Below are 24,774 nucleotides of genomic sequence, written 5' to 3'. Positions count from 1 at the left end.
CGCCCCCCGGTTCGGTCACTATAGAGAGCGCACGACGCGACGAATCACTGAGGATCGAGTCTTGACTGAGCAGCTGCGACTGATGGCCGTGCACGCCCACCCCGACGACGAGTCGAGCAAGGGCGCGGCCACGATGGCGAAGTATGTGTCCGAGGGGGTGGACGTGCTGGTCGTGACCTGCACGGGGGGCGAGCGCGGCTCCATCCTCAATCCGAAGCTCCAGGGCGACCCGTACATCGAGGAGAACATCCACGAGGTGCGCCGGAAGGAGATGGACGAGGCCCGCGAGATCCTGGGGGTGAAGCAGGAGTGGCTCGGCTTCGTCGACTCCGGCCTCCCCGAGGGTGATCCGCTGCCCCCGCTGCCCGAGGGGTGCTTCGCCCTGGAGGACGTCGACAAGGCGGCGGGCGAACTGGTGCGCAAGATCCGCGCGTTCCGTCCGCAGGTGATCACCACCTACGACGAGAACGGCGGCTACCCGCACCCCGACCACATCATGACCCACAAGATCACGATGGTGGCCTTCGAGGGCGCGGCCGACCCCGAGAAGTTCCCGGAGCCCGAGTACGGTCCGGCCTTCCAGCCGCAGAAGCTCTACTACAACCAGGGCTTCAACCGCCCGCGCACCGTCGCCCTCCACGAGGCGCTCCTCGCGCGCGGCCTGGAGTCGCCGTACGGGGAGTGGCTGGAGCGCTGGAAGGAGTTCGAGCGCGCCGAGCGGACGCTGACCACGCATGTGCCGTGCGCCGAGTTCTTCGAGGTCCGCGACCGGGCGCTGATCGCGCACGCGACGCAGATCGACCCCGACGGCGGCTGGTTCCGGGTCCCGATGGAGATCCAGAAGGAGGTCTGGCCGACCGAGGAGTACGAGCTGGCGAAGTCCCTCGTGGACACTTCCCTCCCCGAGAGCGACCTCTTCGAGGGCGTCCGGGAGAATGCCTGACATGAGCGCTAGCGCAAACCTCGCAATGACGCACGTCGCGACCCTGGCCAAGGAGCTGGACGAGAACAAGGTCACCCCCGGTGTCCTGGGCTTCATCGTCTTCGCGGTGATGGCGGTCGGCGTGTGGTTCCTGATGAAGTCCATGAACCGCCACATGGGGCGCGTGAACTTCGAGGAGCAGCCGTCCCCCGACGGCTCCTCGGGCACCGGGCCCTCGGCGGAGCGGGCGGGCGGTTCGACGGCCTGAGCGGGGGGATCGCTGCAACATGATTCGATGACACCCACTGGGTATCATCGAATCATGTTGTACTCCATCCCTTCGCTGACCCGCGAGGACGAGCGGGTACTCGCCGAGGTCGACACACGGCGGGAAAGGCTGCGGCACCAGGTGCTGGGGACCCCGGCGAAATGGACGGCGGGCCTGCGGAAGAGCCTCACCGCCGACGCCATCGCCGGCTCGAACACCATCGAGGGCTACAAAGTCGACTCGCGCGATGTCGAGGATCTGCTCGACGGCGAGCGCGAAGTGGCCACCTCGGAGGAGAACAAGGCGGAGACACTGGCGTACCAGAACGCCATGACGTACATCCAGTCACTCCATGACGTACCCGACTTCGCCTACTCCAAGGGCCTGCTGAACGGCCTGCACTGGATGCTCCAGGGGCACCATCACCCGCGGCGGCTCGCCGGCCAGTGGCGCAGGCGCGGAGCGTGGATCAACGAACCGGGCCGCCCCGAGGTGGCCGCCTACGTCACCCCGGACGCGGACCGCCTCCCCGCCCTCATGGGCGAACTGGTGGACTGGCTGAACGACGGCGACCCCGAGACGCACTTCCTTCTCCGGGCCGCCCTGGCCCACCTCAATCTGGTCAACATTCACCCGTGGGCCGGCGGCAACGGCCGGATGTCCCGCTCCCTCCAGACGCTGCTCATCGCGCGGGGCGGCGTGCTGGCACCCGAGTTCTCCTCGATCGAGGCGTGGCTGGGGGCGCCGGGCAACACCTGGGAGTACTACAAGGTCCTCAAGACCGCGGGCCCGGAATGGAGCCCCGACCGCGACACGCGTCCCTGGATCCGGTTCAACCTGCTCGCCTACCACCAGCAGGCGCAGTTGGTGGGCTTCCGGATCGAACGCTCCAACCGGTGCTGGACGGACCTGGAGGAATTCGCCGCCGCCCACGGGATCGACGAGCGCCAGATCACCGCTCTGCACGACGCGGCACTCGTGGGCCGGGTCCGTCGCGCCCGCTATCAGCGGGCCGAGAACCTGAGCGGTCAGCAGGCCGTGCGGGACATGCGCGCTCTCACGGACGCGGGCCTGCTCGAAGCGGTCGGCAACACCAAGGCCCGCTTCTACGTACCAGGTACCCGCTTCCCCGCGCACGTCCTGGAACACGCCGCCGGTCCGGTCCGGCTCACGGACCCGTACGCGGCGGACTGACGACGGCGAGGGGCGCGGTGCGCTACGGGGTGCCGTCCCCGCCCACCGCGTAGCCCGGCACCGACGGCCAGCGGACCGTCAGGACGAGCGTGGACAAGAAGGCGTCGAACGGCACATGGTCCGCCGCGTTCACGGAGATGGAACGGCCGAGCACGGGATATGTGGGTGACAACCGCAAGCTGACGGCCACGACCCCGAAGCTGACCGAAGGGGTGCTGTACCGGTACCGCTCGTGGACCCGCTCGTACTACAACGGAGGCAAGTCACAGCTTCCGGGTCCGTCGAACGCGTCGACCACCGGCTGGTGCTACTTCACGGTCGACCCCACCCGGCCCCATCCTCCGCGGATCACCTTCGGGTCCCCCTACGCGGAGTGCACGCCCAACGCGTGCCCGTCCGCCGGCGGGCCCGGCAAGCCCGGCTCGTTCACCTTCGCCCCGGCGGCCGGTGAGATCAGCGGCGTCAAGAGCTACGAGTACAAGCTGTCCACCGAGACCACATGGAAGCCGAAGACCGGGTCCACCGTGACCGTGAGTCTGACACCGCCGCGCGCAGGCACCTACATGGTGCAGGTCAGGGCCTATGACGCTCTCGGGCGCGCCGGAGAGGAAGCCCACCGGGAGTTCCTGGTGTCCCCGGGGCCCGGGCCGGTGGGGCGATGGCACTTCGACGAGAAGTCCGGTGTCGCCAAGAACTCCGAGGCTCCCGGTACCCATGACGCGACCCTCAGCGGCTCCGCCGTCCGCGACGACCGCGGACGCCGGGGTCTGATCACCCACGATGCCGAGGCCAACCCCCTGCCGACCCCGGTGACCGACAAGGGCATGGTCCTCAACGGCACCACGGGCCATGCCTCGACCTCCGGCCCGGTGATCGAGGCCCGGTCCTCCTTCACCGTGGCGGCGTGGGTCCGGGTGGACCCCGCCTCCACGCAGACGGTCGGCGTGATCAGCCAGACGCCCCAGTCGGCGGCTCCGTGGGCCAAGAAGTACAGCCCGTTCGCCATCACCTACGGCGGCAGGTGGAGCATGCGCGTCCACTCCACGGACGGCACGTTCATCCGCGAGGCCATGGCACCGAACACCTCGCCCAAGGGCGTATGGACGCATGTCGCCGGAGTGCACGACGCGGCGACCAAGAAGATGCGCCTCTACCTCAACGGCGACCTCGCCGCATCGGCGGACGCGGGCACCACGTGGAACGCGGACGGGCCGCTGCAGTTCGGGCGCCTGATGTACGGGGACGCGGTCACCGACCACATGAAGGGGTCGATCGACGAGGCGGTCGTGTGGCAGGAAGCGCTGAGCAGCGAGCAGATACGCGACGAAGCCCGGGCCGTGACGTCCGAGCAGTTCGCCGACGTGGAACTCGTCGCCGACTGGAACGCTGCGGCCGCGTCCGCTACGACCGTCCCGGACGCCTCGTCCGGCTACGGCAGGACCCTCACGCTGACCGGGGGCGCCGCGGTCCAGGACGAGGAGATCGTCCTCGATGGCGTGAACGACGCCGCCGGAACCGCCGGGCCGGTCGTGGACGACACCGGGTCCTTCACCGTGACGACGCTGGTGAGCCTCGACAAGGAGAAGCTCAAGGGCAAGAGCACCGGCTACACCGGCCAGGTCCTCGGCCAACGGACCGCGGGCGGTTCGGCCTGGGGCTTCTGGTTCGAGCTGACCGGTACCAAGACCGTCCTCAACGACGACTTCGAGGAGGAAGTCGTTCCGGTGGGTTACTGGCACTTCGGCCGGCTGGAGAACAACGGCACCTTCTCCTCGGTCAGGTCCACGGAGGAGGCGACGATCGGCAGCGCCGTGCGGCTGACCGGCGTGTTCGACGCCCAGGAGGACGTCATCCGGCTCTACCTCAACCAGAACCAGGACGGGGACGACACCGAGTTCACCGCCGCGGCCGGCAACGGGGACTTCGCCATCGGCCGCGGGTTCACCTCCGGTGGCTGGAAGCACCATCTGCCGAGCCGGGTAGGCGAAGTGCGGCTGTGGAGCGGGGCGATGGCGAGCGCGCAGCAGGTCGAAACCGCTGTGGGCGGCTGAGCACGGATCGCGGGTGGCGGGCGGGATGCTCCGCCACCCGCAGCGGCCGAGCGGGTCGCGCGGACGACATGTGGGCCTTCTTCGGTTTCAGGGAGTTGGGCGGGGCCATGGGTGCGAACGCGGGTGTGTCGAGACGGCAGCGCGCCGCGCGGAGATGGGGCGGCAGCCTGCTGGCACGGTCCCTGGCGCTCGCGCTGCTCGCCCCCCTCGGGCTCGCGACGCCGCCGGCACAGGCCCAGCCGTCCGGCCTCGGCAGGCCCGACGTGCCCGAGCCGAAGAGCACCAAGGTCAAGGCGGCCGACCCCGGTGCGCTGAAGGCCCGTGCCCGGGTGGCCAAGGACGTCGCCGTCAACGCCCAGCAGGTCAGGCGAGCCGACGCCGAGAGGTCCGCCACCGCGTGGCCGAAGGCCGGTTCGGCACACCTCTCCCTGGCCGAGGGGCGGACCGCGAAGGCCGCGCCCGCCGGGGTGCCGGTGACGGTGAAGCCCAGGAAGGGGAAGAGCACCCAGGCGGCGGGCACAGGGGCTCGCGTCACCGTCCTGGACCAGAAGGCGGCCCGACGGGCGGGAGTCACCGGTGTCCTGCTGACCGCCGCGGCCACCGACCCGGGCAGGGCCGAGGTCGCGGTCGACTACAGCGGGTTCGCCGCCACGATCGGAGGAGGCTGGTCGCAGCGACTGCGTCTCGTCCGACTGCCCGCCTGCGCCCTGACGACGCCGGACAAGGCCGACTGCCGTAAGCAGAGCTCCGTCGCGTCGAGCAACGACCTCATGCGGCAGACCGTCTCCGCCGCGGTCGAGCTGCCCGCCACGAACGAGGGCCACACCCCTCAGCTCGCACGCGCGGCATCAGCGGGCCAGGCCACGGTCCTCGCCGTCACAGCCGCCGGCCCGGGCGCGGGCCAGTCCCCGAAGGGGAGCGGCGACTACTCCGCGACGGACCTGTCCGCGTCCTCGTCCTGGCAGGCAGGCGGCAACTCGGGTTCCTTCACCTGGTCCTACGACTTCACCGTGCCGCCGGCCGCGGCGGGCCCCGCGCCCCGCCTCGGGTTGTCCTACGACTCGGGCAGCATCGACGGCCGCACAGCCAACACCAACAACCAGGGCACTCCGGTCGGCGAGGGCTTCGGTCTCACCGAGTCGTACATCGAGCGCACCTACGACAATTGTGACGACGACGGTCACAAGGACGTCTACGACCGCTGCTGGACGTACGACAACGCCCGCATCGTCCTCAACGGCAAGTCGAGCCGCCTCGTCAAGGTCAACGACAAGACGTGGCGCCTGGAAAGCGACGACGCCTCCAAGGTGACGCGCTCGACCGGAGCGGACAACGGCGACGACGACGGCGAGCACTGGAAGGTCGTCACCGGCGACGGCACCACCTATGCCTTCGGCCTCAACAAGCTCGAGGGGGCGGGCAGTCGGCGGACCAACTCGACCTGGACTGTCCCGGTCTTCGGCGACGACGCCGGTGAACCCGGCTACACCGGGGGAAGCTCCTTCAAGGACCGCTCCCTCACCCAGGCGTGGCGCTGGAACCTCGACTACGTCGAGGACACCTCCGGCAATGCGGCCACGTACTGGTACACCAAGGAGACCAACCACTACAAGAAGAACAAGTCCGAGACGGCGAACGCCTCCTACACGCGGGGCGGGTACCTGAAGGAGATCGCGTACGGGCTCCGTGCGGGCGCCCTGTTCACGGACTCCGCGGACGCCAAGGTGACCTTCGACCACGCCGAGCGCTGCACCGCATCCAACTGCGGCGAACTCACCGAGGACACCTCGGACAACTGGCCCGACGTGCCCTTCGACGCCATCTGCACCAGCGGCGACGAGGACTGCGACTCCGCCGCCCCCGCGTTCTTCACCCGCAAGCGCCTCACCGGGGTCAACACCTTCTCCTGGAACGCCACCACGAGCAAGCACGACCCCGTGGACAGCTGGGCCCTGGAACAGGAGTACCGCGACGGCGGCGACCTGGACGACGACGTCACCGACCACGTCCTGACCCTCAAGTCGATCAAGCGCACCGGCAAGTCGGAGTCCCCGAGCATCACGCTCCAACCGGTCTCCTTCACCTACCAGATGCGGCCCAACCGCGTGGACGGCAAGACGGACGACATCCTTCCGCTCACCCGCCCCCGCATCTCCACCATCACCTCGGAGACCGGAGCGATCACCGAGGTCACGCTCTCGCCCACCGAGTGCGTCCGCAGCCAGGTGATCGACGCTCCTCAGGACAGCAACACGCGTTCCTGCTACCCGCAGTTCTGGAACATCAACGGCGCCGAGAACGCATCGGTCGACTGGTTCCACAAGTACCGGGTGCTGGCCGTGACGGTCTCCGACCCCGCCGGCGACGGCGAGACGATGGAGCACGCCTACGAGTACTCGGGTGCCGCCTGGCACCACAGCGACGACCCCTTCACCCCGAAGGAGGAGCGGACCTGGTCCGACTGGCGCGGATACCGCCAGGTCACGGCGTACACGGGTGCGCTCGACCGGACCCGGTCCAAGTCCGTCTCGCTCTACTTCCAGGGCATGGACGGCGACAAGCAGAGCAACGGAACCAAGCGGTCCGTCCCCCTGCCGCCGCTGCAGAGCCCCGCACTGGGCGTCGCGACGGTCGACGACACCGACCAGTACGCCGGGCAGCTCCGCCAGAGCGTGACCTATGACGGCGCCAAGCCCATCAGCGCGGTCGTCAACGAGCCCTGGTCGAAGGAGACGGCACGGCAGACGGGCATCCCCGAGTCCATCGACCATGTCGCACGCTTCGTGCGGACCCGGCTGACCACGTCGTACACCCATCTCACGATCCCCGACTCCTGGCGGGCCCGGACCGTCGTCACCACCTTTGACGACCACGGCATGGGGCGCACGGTCGAGGACCGCGGCGACGACGCCAAGACCGGGGACGAGACCTGCCGGACCACCTGGTACGCCCGCAACGGCGACAAGGGCCTGACCAGCCTGGTGTCCCGGGACCGCCTGGTCTCCCGGCCGTGCTCGGTGACCGACGCGCAGCTCGTCCTGCCGGCGGACTCCAAGCAGCGCGGTGACGTCCTCTCCGACGTGGCCACGGCCTACGACGGCCTCGCCTGGTCGCCGACCATGGTCCCGACCGCCGGCCGCGTGACCTGGACCGGACGCGCCCAGGGCTACCCCGCGAGCGGCGTGAGCTGGCAGAAGCTCTCGACGGCGACGTACGACGCCCTGGGCCGCCCGCTCGTCGTCACGGACCCGGGCGGCCAAGCCACCGAGACCGCCTATACGCCCGTGGACGCCGGTCCGCTGACGAAGACCATCGTCACGGACGCGATGAAGTACCGCTCGGCCGTCTTCCTCGACCCCAAGCGCGGACTGCCGGTCCGCAGCTACGACATCAACCAGAAGCTGACCGAGGCCGCCTACGACGCGCTCGGCCGCACCACCGGCGTATGGCTGCCCAACCGTGTGCGCAGCAGCCAGGGCCCCAACCACAAGTTCTCCTACCACCTCAGCCGCACGGTCGCCTCCGCCGTCGCGACCTCGACCCTCAAGGCCGACGGCGAGACCTACAACACCAGTTACGCCCTCTACGACTCACTGCTGAGGCCCCTCCAGACCCAGTCGCCGAGCCCACGCGGGGGACGGCTGCTGACCGACACCCGCTACGACACCCGCGGCCTCGCCCACGAGACCCACGCGGACATCTACGAGAGCGGCAAGGCGCCGAACAGCACCTACAGCCGGGTCGAGTACGGCGCGGCGCCCACCCAGACCGAGACCGTCTTCGACGGCGCGGGCCGGGCGACGACCAGCACTCTCCTGGTCGGCGGGGTGCGCAAGTGGTCCACCACCACGACCTACACCGGTGACTCCACCGCCACCACGGCCGTGGACGGCGGATCCGCCGCACGGACCATCACGGACGCCCGCGGCCGGACCACTGAGACCCGTGAGTACGCGGGCACCAAGCCCCTGGACACCCAGTACGGAGCGGCGACCGGCACCGGTACCCCGTACACGTCCGTCCGCTTCGGATACACCCTGGACGACAAGCAGACGTCCATCACCGCTCCGGACGACACCAAGTGGACGTACACCTACGACCTCTTCGGCCGGCAGGCCACCGCGACCGACCCGGACAAGGGCAAGGCGACCACGGCCTTCGACGCCCTCGACCGTCCCGTGAAGACGACCGACGCGCGCAACCGGTCCGTGCTGACCGAGTACGACGCGCTGGGCCGCAGGACCGGTACCTGGTCCGGGTCCCGTACCGATGCCACGCAACTGACGGCGTACACCTACGACACCCTGCTCAAGGGGCAGCCGACGGCGTCCACCCGCTATGTGGGCGGCAAGGCCGGCAAGGCGTACACCAAGGCGGTGACGGCCTTCGACAGCATGTCGCGGCCGGTGGCGACCGAACTGCGGCTGCCGTCGGACGACCCGCTCGTCCAGTCGGGAGCGCCGTCGGTCCTGAAGTACAGCACCCACTACAACGTCGACGGCACCCTGCAGAACTCGCGTGAGCCGGCGCTGGGCGGGCTCCCCGCCGAGGCGATCGAGTTCGACCACAACGATCTCGGCCTGGTCACCTCCATCGGTGGCGGCACGGGCTATCTGCTCGACACCGTGTACTCGGAGCTGGGGCAGCCGCAGCAGCTCGTGATGGGCACGGGTTCGACGGACGCCCACAAGCGGACCTACGTCACCAACACCTTCGAGGCGGGCACCGGCCGGCTCACCCGCAGCAACGTCACGGACATGACGCGTCCGTACATGCTGCAGAGCCTGAACTACACCTACGACCAGGCCGGAAACGTCACCTCGATCAGCGACCCGACCACCCTCGGCGGGACCGGCTCGGCCGAGACGCAGTGCTTCGCCTACGACGGCCACCGGCGCATGACCGAGGCATGGACCCCGGCCTCGCAGAAGTGCTCCGACCCGCGCAGCGCCGCGAGCCTCTCCGGCCCGGCGCCGTACTGGACCAGCTACACGTACAACAAGGCCGGCCAGCGCACGACGGAGACCCAGAACAAGACCACCGGCAAGACGACGACCACCTACTGCTACGGCGCCGGCCAGCCGCACACGCTCACGGCGACGAGCACCCAGGCGAGCGCGAACTGCTCGACCACCGTGCCCACCTACGCCTACGACGCCACCGGCAACACGACGAAGCGCCCGGGAAAGAGCGCCTCGCAGGCGCTCGCCTGGTCGGACGAGGGCCGGCTCTCCAAACTGACGGAGGGAACGGCGTCCACCGACTACATCTACGACGCCGACGGCACCCTGCTGATCCGCCACGCCAAGAACGGCGAGCGGGTGCTGTATGCGGGGGCCACGGAACTGCACCGCCGTGCCAACGGCACGCTGTGGGCGCAGCGCCACTACGGTTCCGGGGACCAGACCGTGGCGGTCCGGTCCAATGAGTCGGGCACCGTCAAGCTGATGTACCTGGCCGGCGACCACCACGGCACACAGAGCCTCGCCGTCGACGCCGGCAGTGCGCAGACCTTCAGCAAGCGCTGGATGACCCCGTTCGGCGCCGACCGTGGCACCCCGGCCGGCGGTTCATGGCCCAGCGACAAGGGATTCCTCGGCAAGACGGCCGACAAGGGGACCGGGCTCACGCACATCGGCGCCCGCCAGTACGACCCGGCCATCGGGCAGTTCATCAGCGTCGACCCGATCCTGATGCCCGAGCGACCCCAGTCGCTCAACGGCTACGCCTACGCAAGCCAGAGCCCCGTCACCTTCTCGGACCCCACCGGTCTCTGTGACGACCCCGGAAATGGTCGCTGCCAGCCGGGAAGCAACAGTGGCCGTCCGGACATCGGCTACGGGGACAACTACAACGGAAATTCCACTTCCACGGCTGGGGACGGTGGCGGCAGTGGCACTGGTAGTGGTACAGCAACTACCAGTGGTGGTGATCCGCTTCCCAGCCCTAGCCCGGGACCTCCGCCGACGCCTGGCCCGTATAAGGAAACCGGGATACCCGGAATTCCCACCCCCCTTAAGTGGTTCTGGAACGAAGTTCTTGGTATGGGCCCGCCCGATATGCACCTCATGTGCAACATGGATGGGACCTGCGACTACCTCCCGTACAACGAAAACGTTGTGGGCTGGGGGCCAAGTGGGCCGAGCCGTGTGATAGCCGGCGCTGGGCGAGCTAGTAGTTCCTTTAGCTTCGCAAGCTTGCTGGAGGGCATGAAGGTTACGATGAAGGCGTTCCCTTTCAAGAAGAAGACCCAGGGTATGGGGATCTCTCCTGATGGTCGAATTTATCTCGTGAATAGCGGGAACAAGGCTATTGATGACGAGTTGTGGAAAATCTCAAATAAGCGACTGAGGGATGCGGGAATCCTGAAGGGGGCCGCAAACTCGGGGGCCGCTAGTGATGTTGAGCAGAAATTTGTTGCCATAATGATACGTGACGGCATTCGAAAGGGTGAAATTGTAATCAATAATCCTAAAGGGCCGTGCAGGGCGCCGATGGGCTGTGATCAGGTCCTCAATACTATGCTTGGCAAGCGTCAGCTCACGGTACACTGGCCGGATGGAAAGGGTGGCTTCCGCTCCCATACGTACGGGAATGGGAGCGTAGGGATAGGTGGTAGGTAGTTATCATGCAAGTTCAGGTCTACTACAGCGAGCGGCATGCGGATGATCCGGCGATGGTCTATTCGCCGGAAGATGTTGATGCGCTCATTGAGTCACTTGCCTTCGGTGATGAGGATGAGACTATGGCTTTTCTGCAGAGTCTGCAGCGCGAGCTCCTTCCTTCGGGGTTTCCCGACCATCAATTCCTGGTTGGCGCCGATGGGGCGCGTGGGGTCGGAGTTGTGAGTTTTGTTGACGAAAGTAACTACGTTTCAATCGGGGCCTCGAAGGTTCGTGATGGAGAGGTTGTATACCACATCGCGGGGCACTCCCGGGAGTTTCCTGCCGATGCAGAAATCCCGCTTCCCCTCGTGCGCGAGGCGGTGAAGGAGTTCCTCCTGTCCGGAGGGCAGCGACCCACGTGCATCGAGTGGCAGGAGGAGCCGGGAGTCGAGTGATCCCGGACCGCCCCCTCACCCCACCCCCATCACCTCCCGCGCGTGCCGCCCCGGCACAAGCCCCAGTGGCCAGGCCGTCCAGCCGTCCTCCAGGCGGGGGCCGCGGGTGAGGACGACGGTCAGGGCTTCGGCGCAGTCGTCGAGTTTGGGGTCGCGGGCGGGGTGCGGGGTGGTGCGGAGGGTGGTGAGTTCCTGCTGGGCGACGGCGGTGCCGACCTCGGAGCCGCCCGGGGAGGCGTAGGGGAGGAGGGTGCAGCGCAGGAAGGCCGCCCAGTCGCCGCCGCGGCGGTCGCCGTAGGAGGCGAAGAGGGTGATGGCCTCGTCGCACAGGGCCAGCGCCTGGGCCGCGCGGTCGTTGCCCGCGTCGACGACCGCGAGTTCGAGGCAGGTCCACGCCTCGCCGTGGGCGACCTTGATGCGGGCGAAGTCGGCGCGGGCGTCCACCAGGAGCTGGCGGGCGAAGCCGGAGTTGCGCAGGTTGCCGGTCTGGGCGGCGCGCTGGTCGCGGGTGACGCGGCCCGAGTGGTGGCGGGCGCAGGCCAGCCCGTACACGTCCCGCATCCGGGAGAACATCGTGCGGGCGCGCTCCAGTTCGCGGACCGCCTCGTCGCGGGTGCCCTGCTCCTCCAGGGCCTGGCCCAGGTAGTACAGGGTCCACGCCTCGCCGCGCGCGTCCTCGTTCTCGCGGTGGCGGGCGAGGGCCTGGCGCAGTTGCTCGGCCGCCGCGCCCGCGTCCCCGGCCACCAGCCGGGCCCGCGCCAGCTGCGTACGCGCCCACGCCTCGCCCCGGTCGTCCCGGGTCTGCCCGTACAGGTCGAGCGCCCGGCCCAGCGCCTCGTCCGCGCCCGCGACATCGCCCCGGCGCAGGCACACCTGCCCGAGCTGGAAGCGCGTCCACGCCTCGCCGTGCAGGGACTCGCCCTCCCGGTGCAGCCGCAGCGCCCGCTCCAGCAGGGCCTCGGCTTCCGCGAGGTTCGCCCGGTCGCGTTCCACCGCCGCGAGCGCGTGCAGGGACCAGGCGCGGTCCTCGTCCTGCTCGGGCGAGGACTGGAGGGCGATCGCCTCGTTCAGCTTCGCCGCCGCCTCGGTCAGATTTCCCTGGTGGTGCAGGGTGATGCCGAGGGAGCAGAGCGCCAGCGCCGCGCCCGCGTCGTGCCGGGCCTCCCGGTACAGGCCGACGACCGAGGACAGCGTGGTCCGCGCCTTGTCCAGCTCGCCGAGCTGCCGCGCCGCGATGCCCGTGCGCCAGCGCACCGAGCGCTCCAGCAGCCCCTGGTCCACCGCCTGCGTCAACTCGCTGATCTCGCCCAGCCGGTAGAGGTCGCCGCGGAGCAGGCAGTAGTCGCAGAGCGCGCCCAGCAGCCCCAGGACCGCCTGCTGGTTGACGCCCTCCGCGTGCCGCAGCGCGGAGGTGATGAAGCTGGACTCCTCGTCCAGCCAGCGCAGCGCCGCGTCCAGGGACGGGAAGCCGTGCGAGTCGAAGCGGCCGGCCCGGGTGGACATCTTGCCGTCGACCATGCGGATCACCGCGCCCGCGAGGTCCGCGTAGTTCTCGATCAGCCGCTCCTGCGCGGCGGTGCGGTCGGCCGCGTCCTCCTCGTCGAGGAGGCGGGCCCGGGCGAAGGCGCGGACCACGTCGTGCAGCCGGTGGCGGGAGCCGCGGACGTGGTCCACCAGCCCCGCCGACGCGAGCCGGGCCAGCAGCCGCCGGGCCTCCTGCTCGTCCGCGCCGAGCAGCGCGGCCGCCGCGGCGGTGCCGAGGGACGCCCGCCCCGCGAGCGCCAGCCGGCGCAGCAGCCGGCGGCACTGCTCGGGCTGGTCCGTGTAGCGCAGCCACAGGACGCGCTCGACCGGGTCCACCGGCCCGTACGCGGCCAGGTCCGCCGCGAGCCGGTCCGCGCTGCGCTCGCCGAGGGAGGACCCGGCGATCCGCAGGGCGAGGGGCAGCCCGCCGCACAGCTCGCCGACCCGGTCCGCCGCCTGGGCGTCGTACGGCCCGGCGGCCGCCTCGTCGCCCGCCGCCTGGCGCAGGAGTTCCTCCGCGCCGACCGCGTCCAGTGCGTCCACCGGCAGGTGGTGCACCCGGGCCCGGAGGTCCTTCGGCAGCTCCAGCGGCGCCCGGGAGGTGACCAGGACCAGGCTGTCCGAACGCTCGGGGACGAGGGTGCGCACCTGCTCGGGGTCGCTCGCGTCGTCCAGGACGACGGTGACGGGCAGACCGGTCAGATGCTTGTCGTACAGCTCGCTCAGCCGGGCGACGTGCTGCTCCGCCGAGGAGCGCTCGCGGAAGAGGAGCTGCTCACGGGGCGCGCCGAGGCGGTTGAGGAGATGGAGGAGGGCGTCCCGGGTGGAGAGCGGCCGGCCGCTCTCGCCGCGCAGGTCCACCAGGCAGGCGCCCCGGAACTGGTCCTTCAGGTGGTGCGCGGCCCGGACCGCGAGGGTGGTGCGGCCCGCGCCGGGCGGGCCGTGCAGAACGACGACGGTCGGCTCCGTCTGCGTCGCGGCGCGGGAGGCGTGCACCCACTGGGTGATCTGCGCGAGCTGTTCGCGGCGGCCCGCGAACGGGCCCTCGGGCTGGGGGAGATGGCCGAAGGACTGCTCCAGGACGGACCGGCGGCGGGCGGCCGCGCTGCGGTCCCCGCCGCGCAGCCGGGGCGCGGCGGGCTTCTTCGCGGGGGCGGCGGCGGACGACAGCATGCGCTGCTGGTCGAGGAACGGGCGGATGCCGCGGACCTCCAGGGCGGTCAGCCACTGGAGCCGCAACTGCTCGGGCCCGCCGGGCTGGCCGGCCGCGCCCGCGCGGCGGTGGGAGGCGGGCCAGTGGGACGCCGTCACCTTGGCGACCGTGGTCGCGGCCCCCGCGACCGCGACGACGGCGCCCGCGCCGAGGGCGGTGCCGGTCGCGGTGCCGAGCGCCACGTCCGCGCCCACGGCGGCGGCCGCGGCGACGGCGGTGACCAGCGCGGGCGTGCCGAGGTTCCGGCGGGAGAAGCGCTCGGACAGCGGGGGCCGATGGGCCGCCGACTCGGCGAGGGCCTGCTCGTACGCGGCGTACTCCTCGGCCGCGCCGGCGGCCATGGTGTCGAGGGCGGCCCGGCCGCGCGACATCAGCACCTGCCCGTCGGTCCGCCCGCCACTGCGCCGGACCTCCTCCTCGACCGCCCGCCCCAGCAGCCGCTCCGCCTCTGCCCGGTGGCTGTCCCGCATCTGTCTCCCCCTCGCTGTGCACGCCGGTTGGGTTCCCTACCCAGTTGTCGCGCCGTCAATTGTGGTGCGGGGGTGGGGGGATGGGGAAGCGGGGGCGACGTGCCGGAGGGATCGCCCGGTGGTACGTGCCGACGGCCAATGCAGGAGCCCGAGCCGACGGACCTCCGGGTCGGGGCTGGGAGTGACCGCGGTCGGTTGTTCATGATCGAGCAGCCGACGCCATCCGAGTATAGCGATGACTATACTCGGATGGCGTGGACACTGAGTGGGAGATCTTCCTGGTCGACGAGGTACGTGAGTGGATCGTCGGCCTCGACGACCATGCGCACGCGAGAGTGGTGCAGGCCCTCGACGCGCTGGCGGAAGGCGGGCCCGGGCTGGGGCGCCCGCTGGTCGACACGATTCACGGCTCGTCGATGGCGAACCTGAAGGAGTTACGCCCCGGCACCGTGCGCATTCTCTTCGCCTTCGATCCCTGGCGTTGCAGCATTCTGCTGGTGGCAGGTGACAAGGCGGGGCGGTGGAGCGAGTGGTACCGGGAGGCGATCCCCCTCGCCGAACAGCGATACGAGATATACGTGAAGGAACGAGCCAGGGCAGAAGGAGGACGGTCGTGAGTGGCTACACGCGCTGGCAGGACATTCGCGCCGAGCACGTCGCCCGTGCCGGAGGCGAGGAAGCCGTGCAGGCGGGCAAGGAGGAGCTACTCGCCGAGATGACCGGGCGGCGTCTTGCCGAGCTGCGAAGGGCCCGGGGGCTGACCCAGCAGGAGGTGGCCGACCGCATGGGCGTCACCAAGGGGCGTGTGTCGCAGATCGAGCGAGGGCAGCTCTCGGGCCAGGACGTGCTCGCCCGGTTCGCCGTGGCTCTCGGTGGACGTCTGCACCAGGCCATCTACTTCGATGACGGAGACATCGCGGCCATCGCCTGAGGGTGTGCTGCGGTTGCACGGGTTCCGGAGACCTCTGCCCCGCGACAGCCCCTGCCACACCGGCCTCCGGGTGAACAACGCCCCCTCCCGCCCCGTGCGCGAGGATGGAACCATGGCGAACCGACTTGCGCAGGCGACCTCCCCCTACCTCCTCCAGCACGCCGACAACCCCGTCGACTGGTGGCCCTGGGAACCCGCGGCCTTCGAGGAGGCGCGGCGGCGGAACGTGCCCGTCTTCCTGAGTGTCGGGTACAGCAGTTGCCACTGGTGCCATGTCCTCGCGCGCGAGTCCTTCGAGGACGCCGAGACCGCCGCGTACATGAACGAGCACTTCGTGAACGTCAAGGTCGACCGTGAGGAGCGGCCGGATGTGGACGCGGTGTACATGGAGGCGGTGCAGGCGGCGACCGGGCAGGGCGGGTGGCCGATGTCCGTGTTCATGACGGCCGAGGGGGAGCCGTTCTACTTCGGGACGTACTTCCCGCCCGAGCCCCGGCACGGGATGCCGTCCTTCCGGCAGGTGCTGGAGGGCGTGAGCAGCGCGTGGACCGGGCGGCGGGAGGAGGTCGCCGAGGTGGCCGGGAAGATCGCCCGGGACCTGGCGGAGCGGGAGCTGGTGCACGGCGGCCAGGACGGGCCGCCCGGCGCCGACGAGCTGGCGCAGGCGCTGCTGGGGCTGACCCGGGAGTACGACGAGCGGCACAAGGGCTTCGGCGGGGCGCCGAAGTTCCCGCCGTCGATGGTGATCGAGTTCCTGCTGCGCCACCACGCCCGCACCGGCGCCGAGGGCGCCCTCCAGATGGCGGCGGACACCTGCGAGGCGATGGCCCGGGGCGGGATCTACGACCAGCTCGGCGGCGGGTTCGCGCGGTACGCGGTGGACCGCGAGTGGGTGGTACCGCACTTCGAGAAGATGCTCTACGACAACGCCCTCCTCTGCCGCGCCTACGCGCACCTGTGGCGCGCCACCGGCAGCGAACTCGCCAAGCGGGTCGCGCTGGAGACCGCCGACTTCCTGGTGCGCGAACTGCGCACCGCCGAGGGCGGGTTCGCCTCCGCGCTGGACGCGGACAGCGACACCCCGGACGGCGGGCACGCCGAGGGCGCGTTCTATGTGTGGACGCCCGCCCAGCTGCGCGAGGTGCTGGGGGAGGAGGACGCCGCGCGGGCGGCCGCGCTGTACGGGGTGACGGAGGAGGGCACCTTCGAGGAGGGCGCCTCGGTGCTCACGCTCCCGGCGGGCGAGCCGGACGAGGGGCTGCGGGCCCGGCTGCTCGCCGCCCGCGAGGAGCGCCCGCGCCCCGGCCGGGACGACAAGGTGGTGGCCGCCTGGAACGGGCTGGCGATCGCCGCGCTCGCCGAGACCGGCGCGTACTTCGACCGGCCCGACCTGGTGGAGCGCGCCACCGAGGCGGCGGATCTGCTGGTGCGGGTGCACATGGACTTCTCCGCCGGGGGCGTACGGCTGCACCGGACCTCGAAGGACGGGCGCGCCGGGGCGAACGCGGGGGTGCTGGAGGACTACGCGGACGTCGCGGAGGGCTTCCTGGCGCTGGCCTCGGTCGGCGGCGAGGGGGTGTGGCTCGAATTCGCCGGGTTCCTTCTGGACATCGTTCTGGACCGGTTCACCGGGGAGGGCGGGGCGCTGTACGACACGGCGCACGACGCGGAGCGGCTGATCCGCCGGCCGCAGGACCCGACGGACAACGCGGCCCCGTCCGGCTGGACGGCGGCGGCCGCGGCCCTGCTGTCGTACGCGGCGCACACCGGCAGCGCGGCGCACCGGACGGCGGCGGAGGGCGCGCTCGGCGTGGTCAGGGCGCTCGGGCCCCGGGTGCCGCGGTTCGTCGGCTGGGGGCTCGCGGCCGCGGAGGCTCTGCTGGACGGGCCGCGCGAGGTGGCGGTCGTGGGGGAGCCGGACGACTCACTGCGATGTGAGCTTCATCACACTGCTCTGCGCTCGACGGCTCCCGGGGTGGTCGTCGCCGTGGGGGTGCCGGAGGGTGGCGAGTTTCCGCTGTTGCGTAATCGACCGCTGGTGAACGACAGTTCGGCTGCGTACGTCTGCCGACGGTTCGTGTGTGAAACGCCGGTCGCAAGTGCGATGCAACTTGCCCGAAACCTCACTGCCTGAGTCCGAAACAGGGGAATTTATCGGACCGGCACCGGAATGCCACGTTCCGCCTCTACAGTCCTGTCCTGAACGACCCGCGGTGTGCGCGCGTACTGGGGAGTGCTTGCCTGCGGGTCGAGTGAGCGCCGGACGGCCAAGGGGGGTCCTTGCCGCGGCGCAGGGGGCCTAGGGGGGCTTGTGCTCATATCGGTGATTGTCGTTGCCATTTCCGTGGCACTTTTCTGGATGGCGGCGTTCACGCTCTGGTGGCAGATGCATGCCTGGCGGACGCCGGAGACGCTCGCGTCGACACGGTTCGACCGACCGGACGGCGGCGCGGGCCTGTCGTTCTCGCTGCTGCTGCCCGCCCGGCACGAGCAGGCGGTGCTGGAACACACCATCGAGCGGCTGCTGGAATCCAGCCACTCGAACTTCGAGATCATCGTGATCGTCGGGCACGACGACCCCGAGACGGCGGCCGTCGCCGAGCGCGCGGCCGCCCGGGACCCGGTCCGGGTCCGGGTCGTCACCGACACCCACGAGGCGAAGAACAAGCCGAAGGCGCTGAACACGGCCCTGCCGTACTGCCGCGGCGACATCGTGGGCGTCTTCGACGCCGAGGACCAGGTCCACCCCGAACTCCTCGCGCACGTCGACCACGCCTTCACCACCACCGGCGCCGACGTCGTCCAGGGCGGCGTCCAGCTCATCAACTTCCATTCGAGCTGGTACAGCCTGCGCAACTGCCTGGAGTACTTCTTCTACTTCCGCAGCCGGCTCCACCTGCACGCCGAGAAGGGCTTCATCCCGCTCGGCGGCAACACGGTCTTCGTCCGCACCGATGTGCTGCGCGAGGCCGACGGCTGGGACCCGAACTGCCTCGCCGAGGACTGCGACCTCGGTGTGCGCCTCTCCTCGGTGGGCAAGAAGGTCGTCGTCGCCTACGACAGCGACATGGTCACCCGGGAGGAGACCCCGGGCACCCTGATGAGCCTGCTGAAGCAGCGCACCCGGTGGAACCAGGGCTTCCTCCAGGTCTACCGGAAGAAGGACTGGAAGCAACTGCCCACCCGCGGGCAGCGGTTGCTGGCCCGCTACACCCTGATGTCGCCGTTCATGCAGGCGTTCACCGGAGTGATCATCCCGGTGAACGTCGGGGTGGCGCTCTTCTACGACGTCCCCGCGGGCATCGCCATCATCACCTTCCTGCCCCTGATCACGGCGCTGGTCACCTTTGTCTTCGAGGTCGTCGGACTCCATGACTTCGGGGTCGCCTACGGGCTGCGCGTCCGGTTCGTGCACTACCTGAAGCTGATCATCGGCGGCCCGTTCTACCAGCTGATGCTGGCCGGTGCCGCGGTCCGCGCGGTCTGGCGCGAGCAGCGCGGCAACAACGAGTGGGAGCTGACCAGCCACGTCGGCGCACACCTCACCGAACTCAACGAGACCCGAGAGGACGCCCGCCGGTGACCACGACCCTGCCTCCCGTCCCGGAGACCGACGGCGCCGGCACCGGGACGCCCTCCGGCGCGACCGCCACCGCGACGGTCACCGCTCCCACCGCCCGGGTGCCCGCCCAGCGGACCGGCGCCGCCCGGGGCCTGCCGACGCCCGACTGGGTCCGGCCCGTCGTCCGCTTCCGCAGCTCCCGCCCCGACCTGCTGCTCTGCGCCGGTCTGCTTGTCGTGATCATGGTCGTGCAGGCGTGGAACATCGGGAACTTCCCCGCCCTCAGCGACGACGAGGGAACGTATCTCTCCCAGGCGTGGGCGGTCCAGCAGGGCGAGGGGCTCGCCCACTACACCTACTGGTACGACCACCCGCCGCTGGGCTGGATCCAGATCGCGTTCCTCACCTGGATACCCTCCCTGATCGCGCCCGAGACGATGACCGTCGCCACCATGCGCGTGGTCATGCTGATCGTCAGCGCCGCCTGCGCGGTCCTGCTCTTCGTCCTCGCGCGCCGGCTGTGGCTGCCCCGCTGGGCGGCCGGTCTGGCGATGCTCCTCTTCGGCCTCTCGCCGCTCTCGGTCGTCCTCCAGCGCGAGATCTTCCTCGACAACATCGCCGTGATGTGGATGCTGCTGGCCTTCTGCCTGGCCGCGTCCCCCAAGCGGCACCTGTGGCACCACTTCGCCGCCGGGCTGGCCGCCGCCGTCTCCGTCCTCACCAAGGAGACGATGCTGCTGGTGCTGCCCGCCCTGCTGGTCACCATGTGGCGCTACAGCCACCGCGACACCCGCAAGTTCGCCGTCACCGGCGCCGTCACCGCCTGCGCCCTGATCGGCCTGTCGTACCCGCTCTACGCGCTGCTGAACAACGAACTCCTCCCCGGCCCGGGGCACGTCTCGCTGATCGACGGCATCACCTACCAGATGAGCCGCCCCGGCTCCGGGTTCATCCTGGAGGCCGGCACCGGCTCCCACGGGGTGCTCACCTCCTGGCTCTACTACGACGTGGTGCTGCCCGTCGGCGGTCTCGCCGGCGCCGCGCTGCTGCTGCTCACCATGCGCTGGTCGGTCACCGCCCGGGCGCTGGCCGGCCCCTCCCTCGTCGTCGCCATCCTCGCCGTGGTCGCCCTGCGCCCCGACGGCTACCTGCCGGCGATGTACGTGATCCAGGCGCTGCCGTTCCTCGCGCTCGTCCTCGCGGGCGGCGCGGCCAGCGTCGCCCACGCGGTGCTGCGGCGCCCCACCGGCCGGACCATCGCCCGCACCGAGCGCCGCCTGCGCACCGGCCTCGCGGCCGTCCTCGCCCTCGCCGGTCTCGTGTACGTCTCCGCGAGCTGGTACGAGGGCAACCGGGACGCCCTCACCAAGGACGCCAACGCCCCCTACCGGGCCGCCGCCGCCTGGATGGACACCGAGGTCGACGACCCGGCCCGCACCCGGGTCCTGGTCGACGACGCCCTCTGGCTCGACCTGGTGCACGACGGGTTCACCCCCGGCACCGGGGTGATCTGGTTCTACAAGGCCGACCTCGACCCGGCCGTGACGAAGACCCTGCCGCGCGGCTGGCAGGACATCGACTACGTGGTCTCGTCGCCGACCGTCCGGCGCGACGCGGCCGACCTGCCCAACGTCAAGGCCGCCCTGGAGCATTCGACGCCGGTCGCCGTCTTCGGCGAGGGCGAGGACCGCATCGAGATCCGCCGGGTGGACCCGGCTGGAGGCGAACTGTGACCACACCCCGCACCGGGGCCGAGGAACTCGGCGACCCGGAACTCAGCGCCAACCAGGTCGCCGAACCCGGCGCCGTCACCCTCGTCATCCCCACCTACAACGAGTCCGGCAACATCCGCGAACTGCTGCGCCGGCTGACCGACGCGGTGCCCGGACGGGTGCCCTGCGAGGTCCTGTTCGTCGACGACTCCACCGACGACACCCCCGAGGTCATCCGCAACGCCGCCCAGGACTGCCCCTTCCCGGTCGCCGTCCTGCACCGGGACACCCCGTCCGGCGGACTCGGCGGGGCGGTCGTGGAGGGCATGAAGCGGGCCGGCTCGGACTGGATCGTCGTCATGGACGCCGACCTCCAGCACCCGCCCGCCCTGGTGCCCGAACTGGTCGCGGCCGGGGAACGCGACGCCGCGGACCTCGTCGTCGCCAGCCGCTACATCCCCGGCGGCAGCCGGGAGGGGCTGGCCGGCGGCTACCGGGTCGCCGTCTCGCGCGGCGCCACCTGGCTCACCAAAGGGCTCTTCCCCCGCCGGCTGCACGGCATCAGCGACCCGATGAGCGGCTTCTTCGCCATCCGGCGGAGCGTGGTGACCGCGGAGGCCCTGAAGCCGCTCGGCTACAAGATCCTCCTCGAACTCGCCGTGCGCTGCCGCCCGGAGAAGGTCGCGGAGGTGCCGTTCGTCTTCCAGGACCGGTTCGCCGGGGAGTCCAAGTCGACGGCGAAGGAGGGCATGCGCTTCCTGTCCCACCTGGTCGGGCTGCGCACCGCCTCGCCGGTGGCCCGGATGATCGCCTTCGGTCTGATCGGGCTGACCGGCTTCGTGCCGAACCTGGTCGCGCTGGCGATGCTCACCGGGGCCGGGATGCACTACCTCCCGGCCGAGATCGTCGCCAACCAGTTCGGCGTCGCCTGGAACTTCGTCCTCATCGAGCTGCTGCTCTTCCGCGACCGGCGGCGGCACCGGCACTGGGCCGACCGGGTGGGCCGCTTCGCCCTCCTCGCCAACGCCGACCTGCTGCTGCGGATACCGCTGATCGCCCTGTTCGTGGCCCAGTTCGGGATGGCCGTGCTGCCGGCCACCGCGCTCGCCCTGCTGACCACGTTCGTGCTCCGGTTCGCCGCCACCGAGGCGCTCGTCTATCTGCCGCGCCGCGAGCGGACGCCCCGGCGCACCTCCCGGCGTACGGCCCGCCGCACGGCGCGCACCGAGGCGCCCGCGCTGGACACCGTCCCGTAGGTCCCGCCCCGCCCTCGCTCCCGCGCCCGTCCGCTCCCGCGCCGGCCCCGGACCCCCGTCGGGGCCGGCGCGGGGCCCCGCCACACCCGAGCCGCCGAGTCACCGCACGAAGGGAACCACCATGTCACCACCGCTCAGGGGCCTGCTGCGCCGCAGGCGCCGGACCGCGCTGTTCACCGTCGGCGCGCTGACGACCGCGCTGCTGGTGTCCGCGCCGCAGGCCGCGCAGGCCGGCCCGCCGAACCTGATCTCCAACCCGGGCTTCGAGACCGCCGGCACCGGCACCATGCCCGCCTGCTGGTCCCAGTCCGGCTGGGGCGACAACGACTACACCTTCGAGACCGTCGCCGACGCCCACTCCGGCACCAAGGCGATGAAGGTCGAGCTGACCCGCCGGGTCGACGGCGACCGCAAGACCCTGATCACCGAGAACACCGCCTGCGCCCCGACCGTCGTGCCGGACAAGCAGTACGACCTCTCCCTCTGGTACAAGTCCACCACCCCGGACGTGGCGGTCACCCTCTTCCGGCGCGACACCCAGGCCGGCTGGCAGTACTGGACCGACCTCAAGACCCTGGAGATCAGCCCCGGTTACACCCAGGCCGAGGTCCGCACCCCGGTCGTGCCGCCGAACACCGACAAGATCGCCTGGGGCGTCTCCGTCTACGGCACCGGCTCCGTCACCACCGACGACTACGTGATGGAGGAGGTGACCGTCCCCGCGCCCGAACCCGGCTGCACCGGCACCGCCGAGGAGTGCGCCAACGGCCGCTGGGAGGTCCTCCCCGTGCAGAACCCGGTGCGCTCCATGCACTCGGTGGTGATGCACAACGGCAAGGTCCTGCTGATCGCCGGCTCCGGCAACGACCCGGAGCTGTTCGAGGCGGGCACCTTCACCTCGGCGGTCTACGACCCCGAGGACGGCACCTACAAGGTCATCCCGACCCCGGACGACATGTTCTGCGCCGGCCACGTCCAGCTCCAGGACGGCAAGGTGCTCATCATGTCCGGCAACAAGGGCTACCCCTCGGCCGACGGCACCATCGGCTACCAGGGCTACAAGGACTCGTACATCTTCGACCCGGACACCGAGACCTACATCAAGACCAACGACATGAACGACGGGCACTGGTACCCGTCGGCCACCATCCTCGGCAACGGTGACGTGATCTCCTTCGGCGGCCTGAAGGAGGACTCCACCGGTTCGGTGACCGCGGAGCGCTTCTCCGCCGCGGACAACGCCTGGATGCCGCTGTGGCAGGTCAACCAGACCTGGTCGTACTGGGGTCTGTACCCGTCGATGATCCTGATGCAGGACGGCCGGCTCTTCTACTCCGGCAGCCATGTCTTCGGCAACGGCACCCCGGGCACCGGCTCCGCGATCTACGACTACGACGCCAACACCGTCACCGAGGTCCCCGGCCTCCAGAACAAGGACGAACGCGACCAGTCCGCGAGCGTGCTGCTGCCGCCCGCCCAGGACCAGAAGGTCCTCACCATCGGCGGCGGCAACATCGACTCCAACCCGGCCGCCAACCGCCTGACCGACATCATCGACCTCAAGCAGCCCAACCCGCAGTACGTGCACGGCCCGCCGCTCCCGCAGGGCACGGTCGACATGGGCGACGGGCCCCGGCCGCAGACCGGCGCCGAGGGCAAGATGTACGTCTCCGCGGTGCTGCTGCCGGACGGCACGGTGCTGGAGACCGGCGGCGCGCTGCACAACCGCGCCAACCCGGTCTACTCCGCGTCGATCTTCGACCCGGTGACCGAGACCTTCGACCCGGTCACCCCGGACCCGGAGGCCCGCGGCTACCACTCCTCCTCGTTCCTGCTCCCCGACGGCCGGGTCATGTCGGTCGGCGACAACCCGGGCAACGGCTCCTGGAACCACAATGTGTCCGTCTACACCCCGCCGTACCTGCTCAAGGGCCCCCGTCCGCAGATCACTTCGGTGATCGACGGCGAGTGGACCTACGGCGACACCCAGCGGATCACGGTGGACCGGCCGATCGTCAAGGCCGAGCTGATCCGCCCGGCGGCGGTGACGCACTCCTCGGACCCGAACCAGCGCTTCGTGGATCTGCCGCTGTCGGTCGACGGCAACAACATCGACCTCAACGTCACCAGCAACCCCAACCTGGCCCCGCCCGGCTGGTACATGCTGTTCGCGGTCGACGCCAACGGCGTGCCGTCGGTGGCGGAGTGGATCCACCTCGGCGGCCCGCCGGCGATGGCGAAGGACGCGCCGTCCGCGCACGTCCACGAGTTCGCCGACGCGCCGGCCAAGCCGGCGAAGAAGCCCGGCAAGAAGCGGTCCGCGCAGAAGGTCGACCCCCAGATCTCGGGCTGCGACCGGCACTACGGCAGCGCCGGGGTGTGCGTCCCGACCGACTTCCCGAAGAAGGTCGCCAAGACCACCCAGGCGCGCTGCGACTGGCTGAAGGCCAACGACTACGGCCGGCTGAAGGTCAACGGCAAGGACGACCCGCTCCGCCTCGACCCGAACCGGGACGGGGTGGCCTGCGGCAAGGGTGACGTGCGGCGCAGGTGACCGCGCCCGCGCGCGTGAGCCGCGTATGACACCGGGCCCTGTCCGCCCCGGGGCGGA

Annotated in this window: 15 protein-coding genes; 13 read left to right on the top strand and 2 right to left on the bottom strand. The window is 70.5% G+C overall.

Annotated elements, in window-relative coordinates; genetic code table 11:
• Nucleotides 1–61 precede the first annotated feature (61 nt).
• Genes mca through ABZ457_RS04690 form a run of 3 tightly spaced genes read left to right on the top strand, consistent with a single transcriptional unit; the run spans nt 62 to nt 2,384 of the window.
• The gene (gene mca, locus ABZ457_RS04700; protein ID WP_359153841.1) at nt 62–943 is read left to right on the top strand and encodes a mycothiol conjugate amidase Mca; all 882 of its coding nucleotides are present in this window, start codon (nt 62–64) and stop codon (nt 941–943) included.
• The gene (locus tag ABZ457_RS04695) at nt 936–1,190 is read left to right on the top strand and encodes a hypothetical protein (protein WP_359153839.1); all 255 of its coding nucleotides are present in this window, start codon (nt 936–938) and stop codon (nt 1,188–1,190) included. Before mca ends, ABZ457_RS04695 begins: the two co-directional genes overlap by 8 nt.
• 54 nt (nt 1,191–1,244) lie before the next feature.
• Entirely contained in the window at nt 1,245–2,384 is a 1,140-nt protein-coding gene (locus ABZ457_RS04690; protein WP_359153837.1) for a Fic family protein, read from the top strand.
• Between the two features lie 22 nt (nt 2,385–2,406).
• Here ABZ457_RS04690 and ABZ457_RS04685 read toward each other — a convergent pair whose 3' ends face one another.
• The gene (locus ABZ457_RS04685) at nt 2,407–2,538 is read right to left on the bottom strand and encodes a hypothetical protein (protein WP_359153835.1); all 132 of its coding nucleotides are present in this window, start codon (nt 2,536–2,538) and stop codon (nt 2,407–2,409) included.
• A 7-nt stretch (nt 2,539–2,545) separates the two neighbouring features.
• Between ABZ457_RS04685 and ABZ457_RS04680 the strand changes: the two genes are divergently transcribed.
• From ABZ457_RS04680 to ABZ457_RS04670, 3 genes are all read left to right on the top strand, one after another.
• Nucleotides 2,546–4,435 carry a LamG domain-containing protein gene (locus ABZ457_RS04680; protein WP_359153833.1) on the top strand — a complete coding sequence of 630 codons (1,890 nt, stop codon included), beginning with the start codon at nt 2,546–2,548 and terminating at the stop codon, nt 4,433–4,435.
• Nucleotides 4,436–4,542: 107 nt separating this feature from the next.
• A complete protein-coding gene (locus tag ABZ457_RS04675; RefSeq protein WP_359153831.1) occupies nt 4,543–11,058 on the top strand; it encodes an RHS repeat-associated core domain-containing protein in 6,516 nt (2,171 codons plus the stop codon).
• A gap of 5 nt (nt 11,059–11,063) precedes the next feature.
• Complete coding sequence (locus ABZ457_RS04670) at nt 11,064–11,495, top strand: Imm1 family immunity protein (RefSeq protein WP_359153829.1); 432 nt, start codon at nt 11,064–11,066, stop codon at nt 11,493–11,495.
• A gap of 15 nt (nt 11,496–11,510) precedes the next feature.
• On the opposite strand, the gene ABZ457_RS04665 is transcribed toward ABZ457_RS04670, so the two are convergent.
• Nucleotides 11,511–14,702: a tetratricopeptide repeat protein gene (locus ABZ457_RS04665; RefSeq protein ID WP_359153827.1), complete on the bottom strand. Its 3,192-nt coding sequence runs from the start codon at nt 14,700–14,702 to the stop codon at nt 11,511–11,513.
• A gap of 254 nt (nt 14,703–14,956) precedes the next feature.
• Here ABZ457_RS04665 and ABZ457_RS04660 point away from each other — a divergent pair, with 254 nt between their 5' ends.
• The 7 genes from ABZ457_RS04660 (at nt 14,957) to ABZ457_RS04630 (ending at nt 24,717) form a co-directional block, all read left to right on the top strand.
• Nucleotides 14,957–15,319: a type II toxin-antitoxin system RelE/ParE family toxin gene (locus ABZ457_RS04660; RefSeq protein WP_359153825.1), complete on the top strand. Its 363-nt coding sequence runs from the start codon at nt 14,957–14,959 to the stop codon at nt 15,317–15,319.
• Entirely contained in the window at nt 15,316–15,633 is a 318-nt protein-coding gene (locus tag ABZ457_RS04655) for a helix-turn-helix transcriptional regulator (RefSeq protein WP_359153823.1), read from the top strand. The genes ABZ457_RS04660 and ABZ457_RS04655 overlap by 4 nt, the downstream gene beginning before the upstream one ends.
• 112 nt (nt 15,634–15,745) lie before the next feature.
• Nucleotides 15,746–17,767 carry a thioredoxin domain-containing protein gene (locus ABZ457_RS04650; protein WP_359153821.1) on the top strand — a complete coding sequence of 674 codons (2,022 nt, stop codon included), beginning with the start codon at nt 15,746–15,748 and terminating at the stop codon, nt 17,765–17,767.
• Nucleotides 17,768–17,992: 225 nt separating this feature from the next.
• The gene (locus tag ABZ457_RS04645) at nt 17,993–19,216 is read left to right on the top strand and encodes a glycosyltransferase (protein WP_359154092.1); all 1,224 of its coding nucleotides are present in this window, start codon (nt 17,993–17,995) and stop codon (nt 19,214–19,216) included.
• A 98-nt stretch (nt 19,217–19,314) separates the two neighbouring features.
• Nucleotides 19,315–20,928: a phospholipid carrier-dependent glycosyltransferase gene (locus ABZ457_RS04640; protein ID WP_359154090.1), complete on the top strand. Its 1,614-nt coding sequence runs from the start codon at nt 19,315–19,317 to the stop codon at nt 20,926–20,928.
• Nucleotides 20,925–22,163, top strand: coding sequence for a glycosyltransferase family 2 protein (locus tag ABZ457_RS04635; RefSeq protein ID WP_359153819.1), 1,239 nt, complete (start codon nt 20,925–20,927; stop codon nt 22,161–22,163). The genes ABZ457_RS04640 and ABZ457_RS04635 overlap by 4 nt, the downstream gene beginning before the upstream one ends.
• A 121-nt stretch (nt 22,164–22,284) precedes the next feature.
• Nucleotides 22,285–24,717, top strand: coding sequence for a galactose oxidase-like domain-containing protein (locus ABZ457_RS04630; protein WP_359153816.1), 2,433 nt, complete (start codon nt 22,285–22,287; stop codon nt 24,715–24,717).
• Nucleotides 24,718–24,774: the final 57 nt, after the last annotated feature.

Source organism: Streptomyces sp. NPDC005805 (assembly GCF_040630445.1).
GTDB lineage: Bacteria > Actinomycetota > Actinomycetes > Streptomycetales > Streptomycetaceae > Streptomyces.
This window is presented reverse-complemented; position numbering and strand designations above follow the sequence as displayed.

Coding starts and splice junctions, on each gene's coding strand:
- ABZ457_RS04675 (WP_359153831.1), top strand. CDS start 4,543: ATGGGTGCGAACGCGGGTGTGTCGAGACGGCAGCGCGCCGCGCGGAGA.
- ABZ457_RS04665 (WP_359153827.1), bottom strand. CDS start 14,702: ATGCGGGACAGCCACCGGGCAGAGGCGGAGCGGCTGCTGGGGCGGGCG.
- ABZ457_RS04695 (WP_359153839.1), top strand. CDS start 936: ATGCCTGACATGAGCGCTAGCGCAAACCTCGCAATGACGCACGTCGCG.
- ABZ457_RS04690 (WP_359153837.1), top strand. CDS start 1,245: ATGTTGTACTCCATCCCTTCGCTGACCCGCGAGGACGAGCGGGTACTC.
- ABZ457_RS04650 (WP_359153821.1), top strand. CDS start 15,746: ATGGCGAACCGACTTGCGCAGGCGACCTCCCCCTACCTCCTCCAGCAC.
- ABZ457_RS04630 (WP_359153816.1), top strand. CDS start 22,285: ATGTCACCACCGCTCAGGGGCCTGCTGCGCCGCAGGCGCCGGACCGCG.
- ABZ457_RS04670 (WP_359153829.1), top strand. CDS start 11,064: ATGCAAGTTCAGGTCTACTACAGCGAGCGGCATGCGGATGATCCGGCG.
- ABZ457_RS04645 (WP_359154092.1), top strand. CDS start 17,993: ATGGCGGCGTTCACGCTCTGGTGGCAGATGCATGCCTGGCGGACGCCG.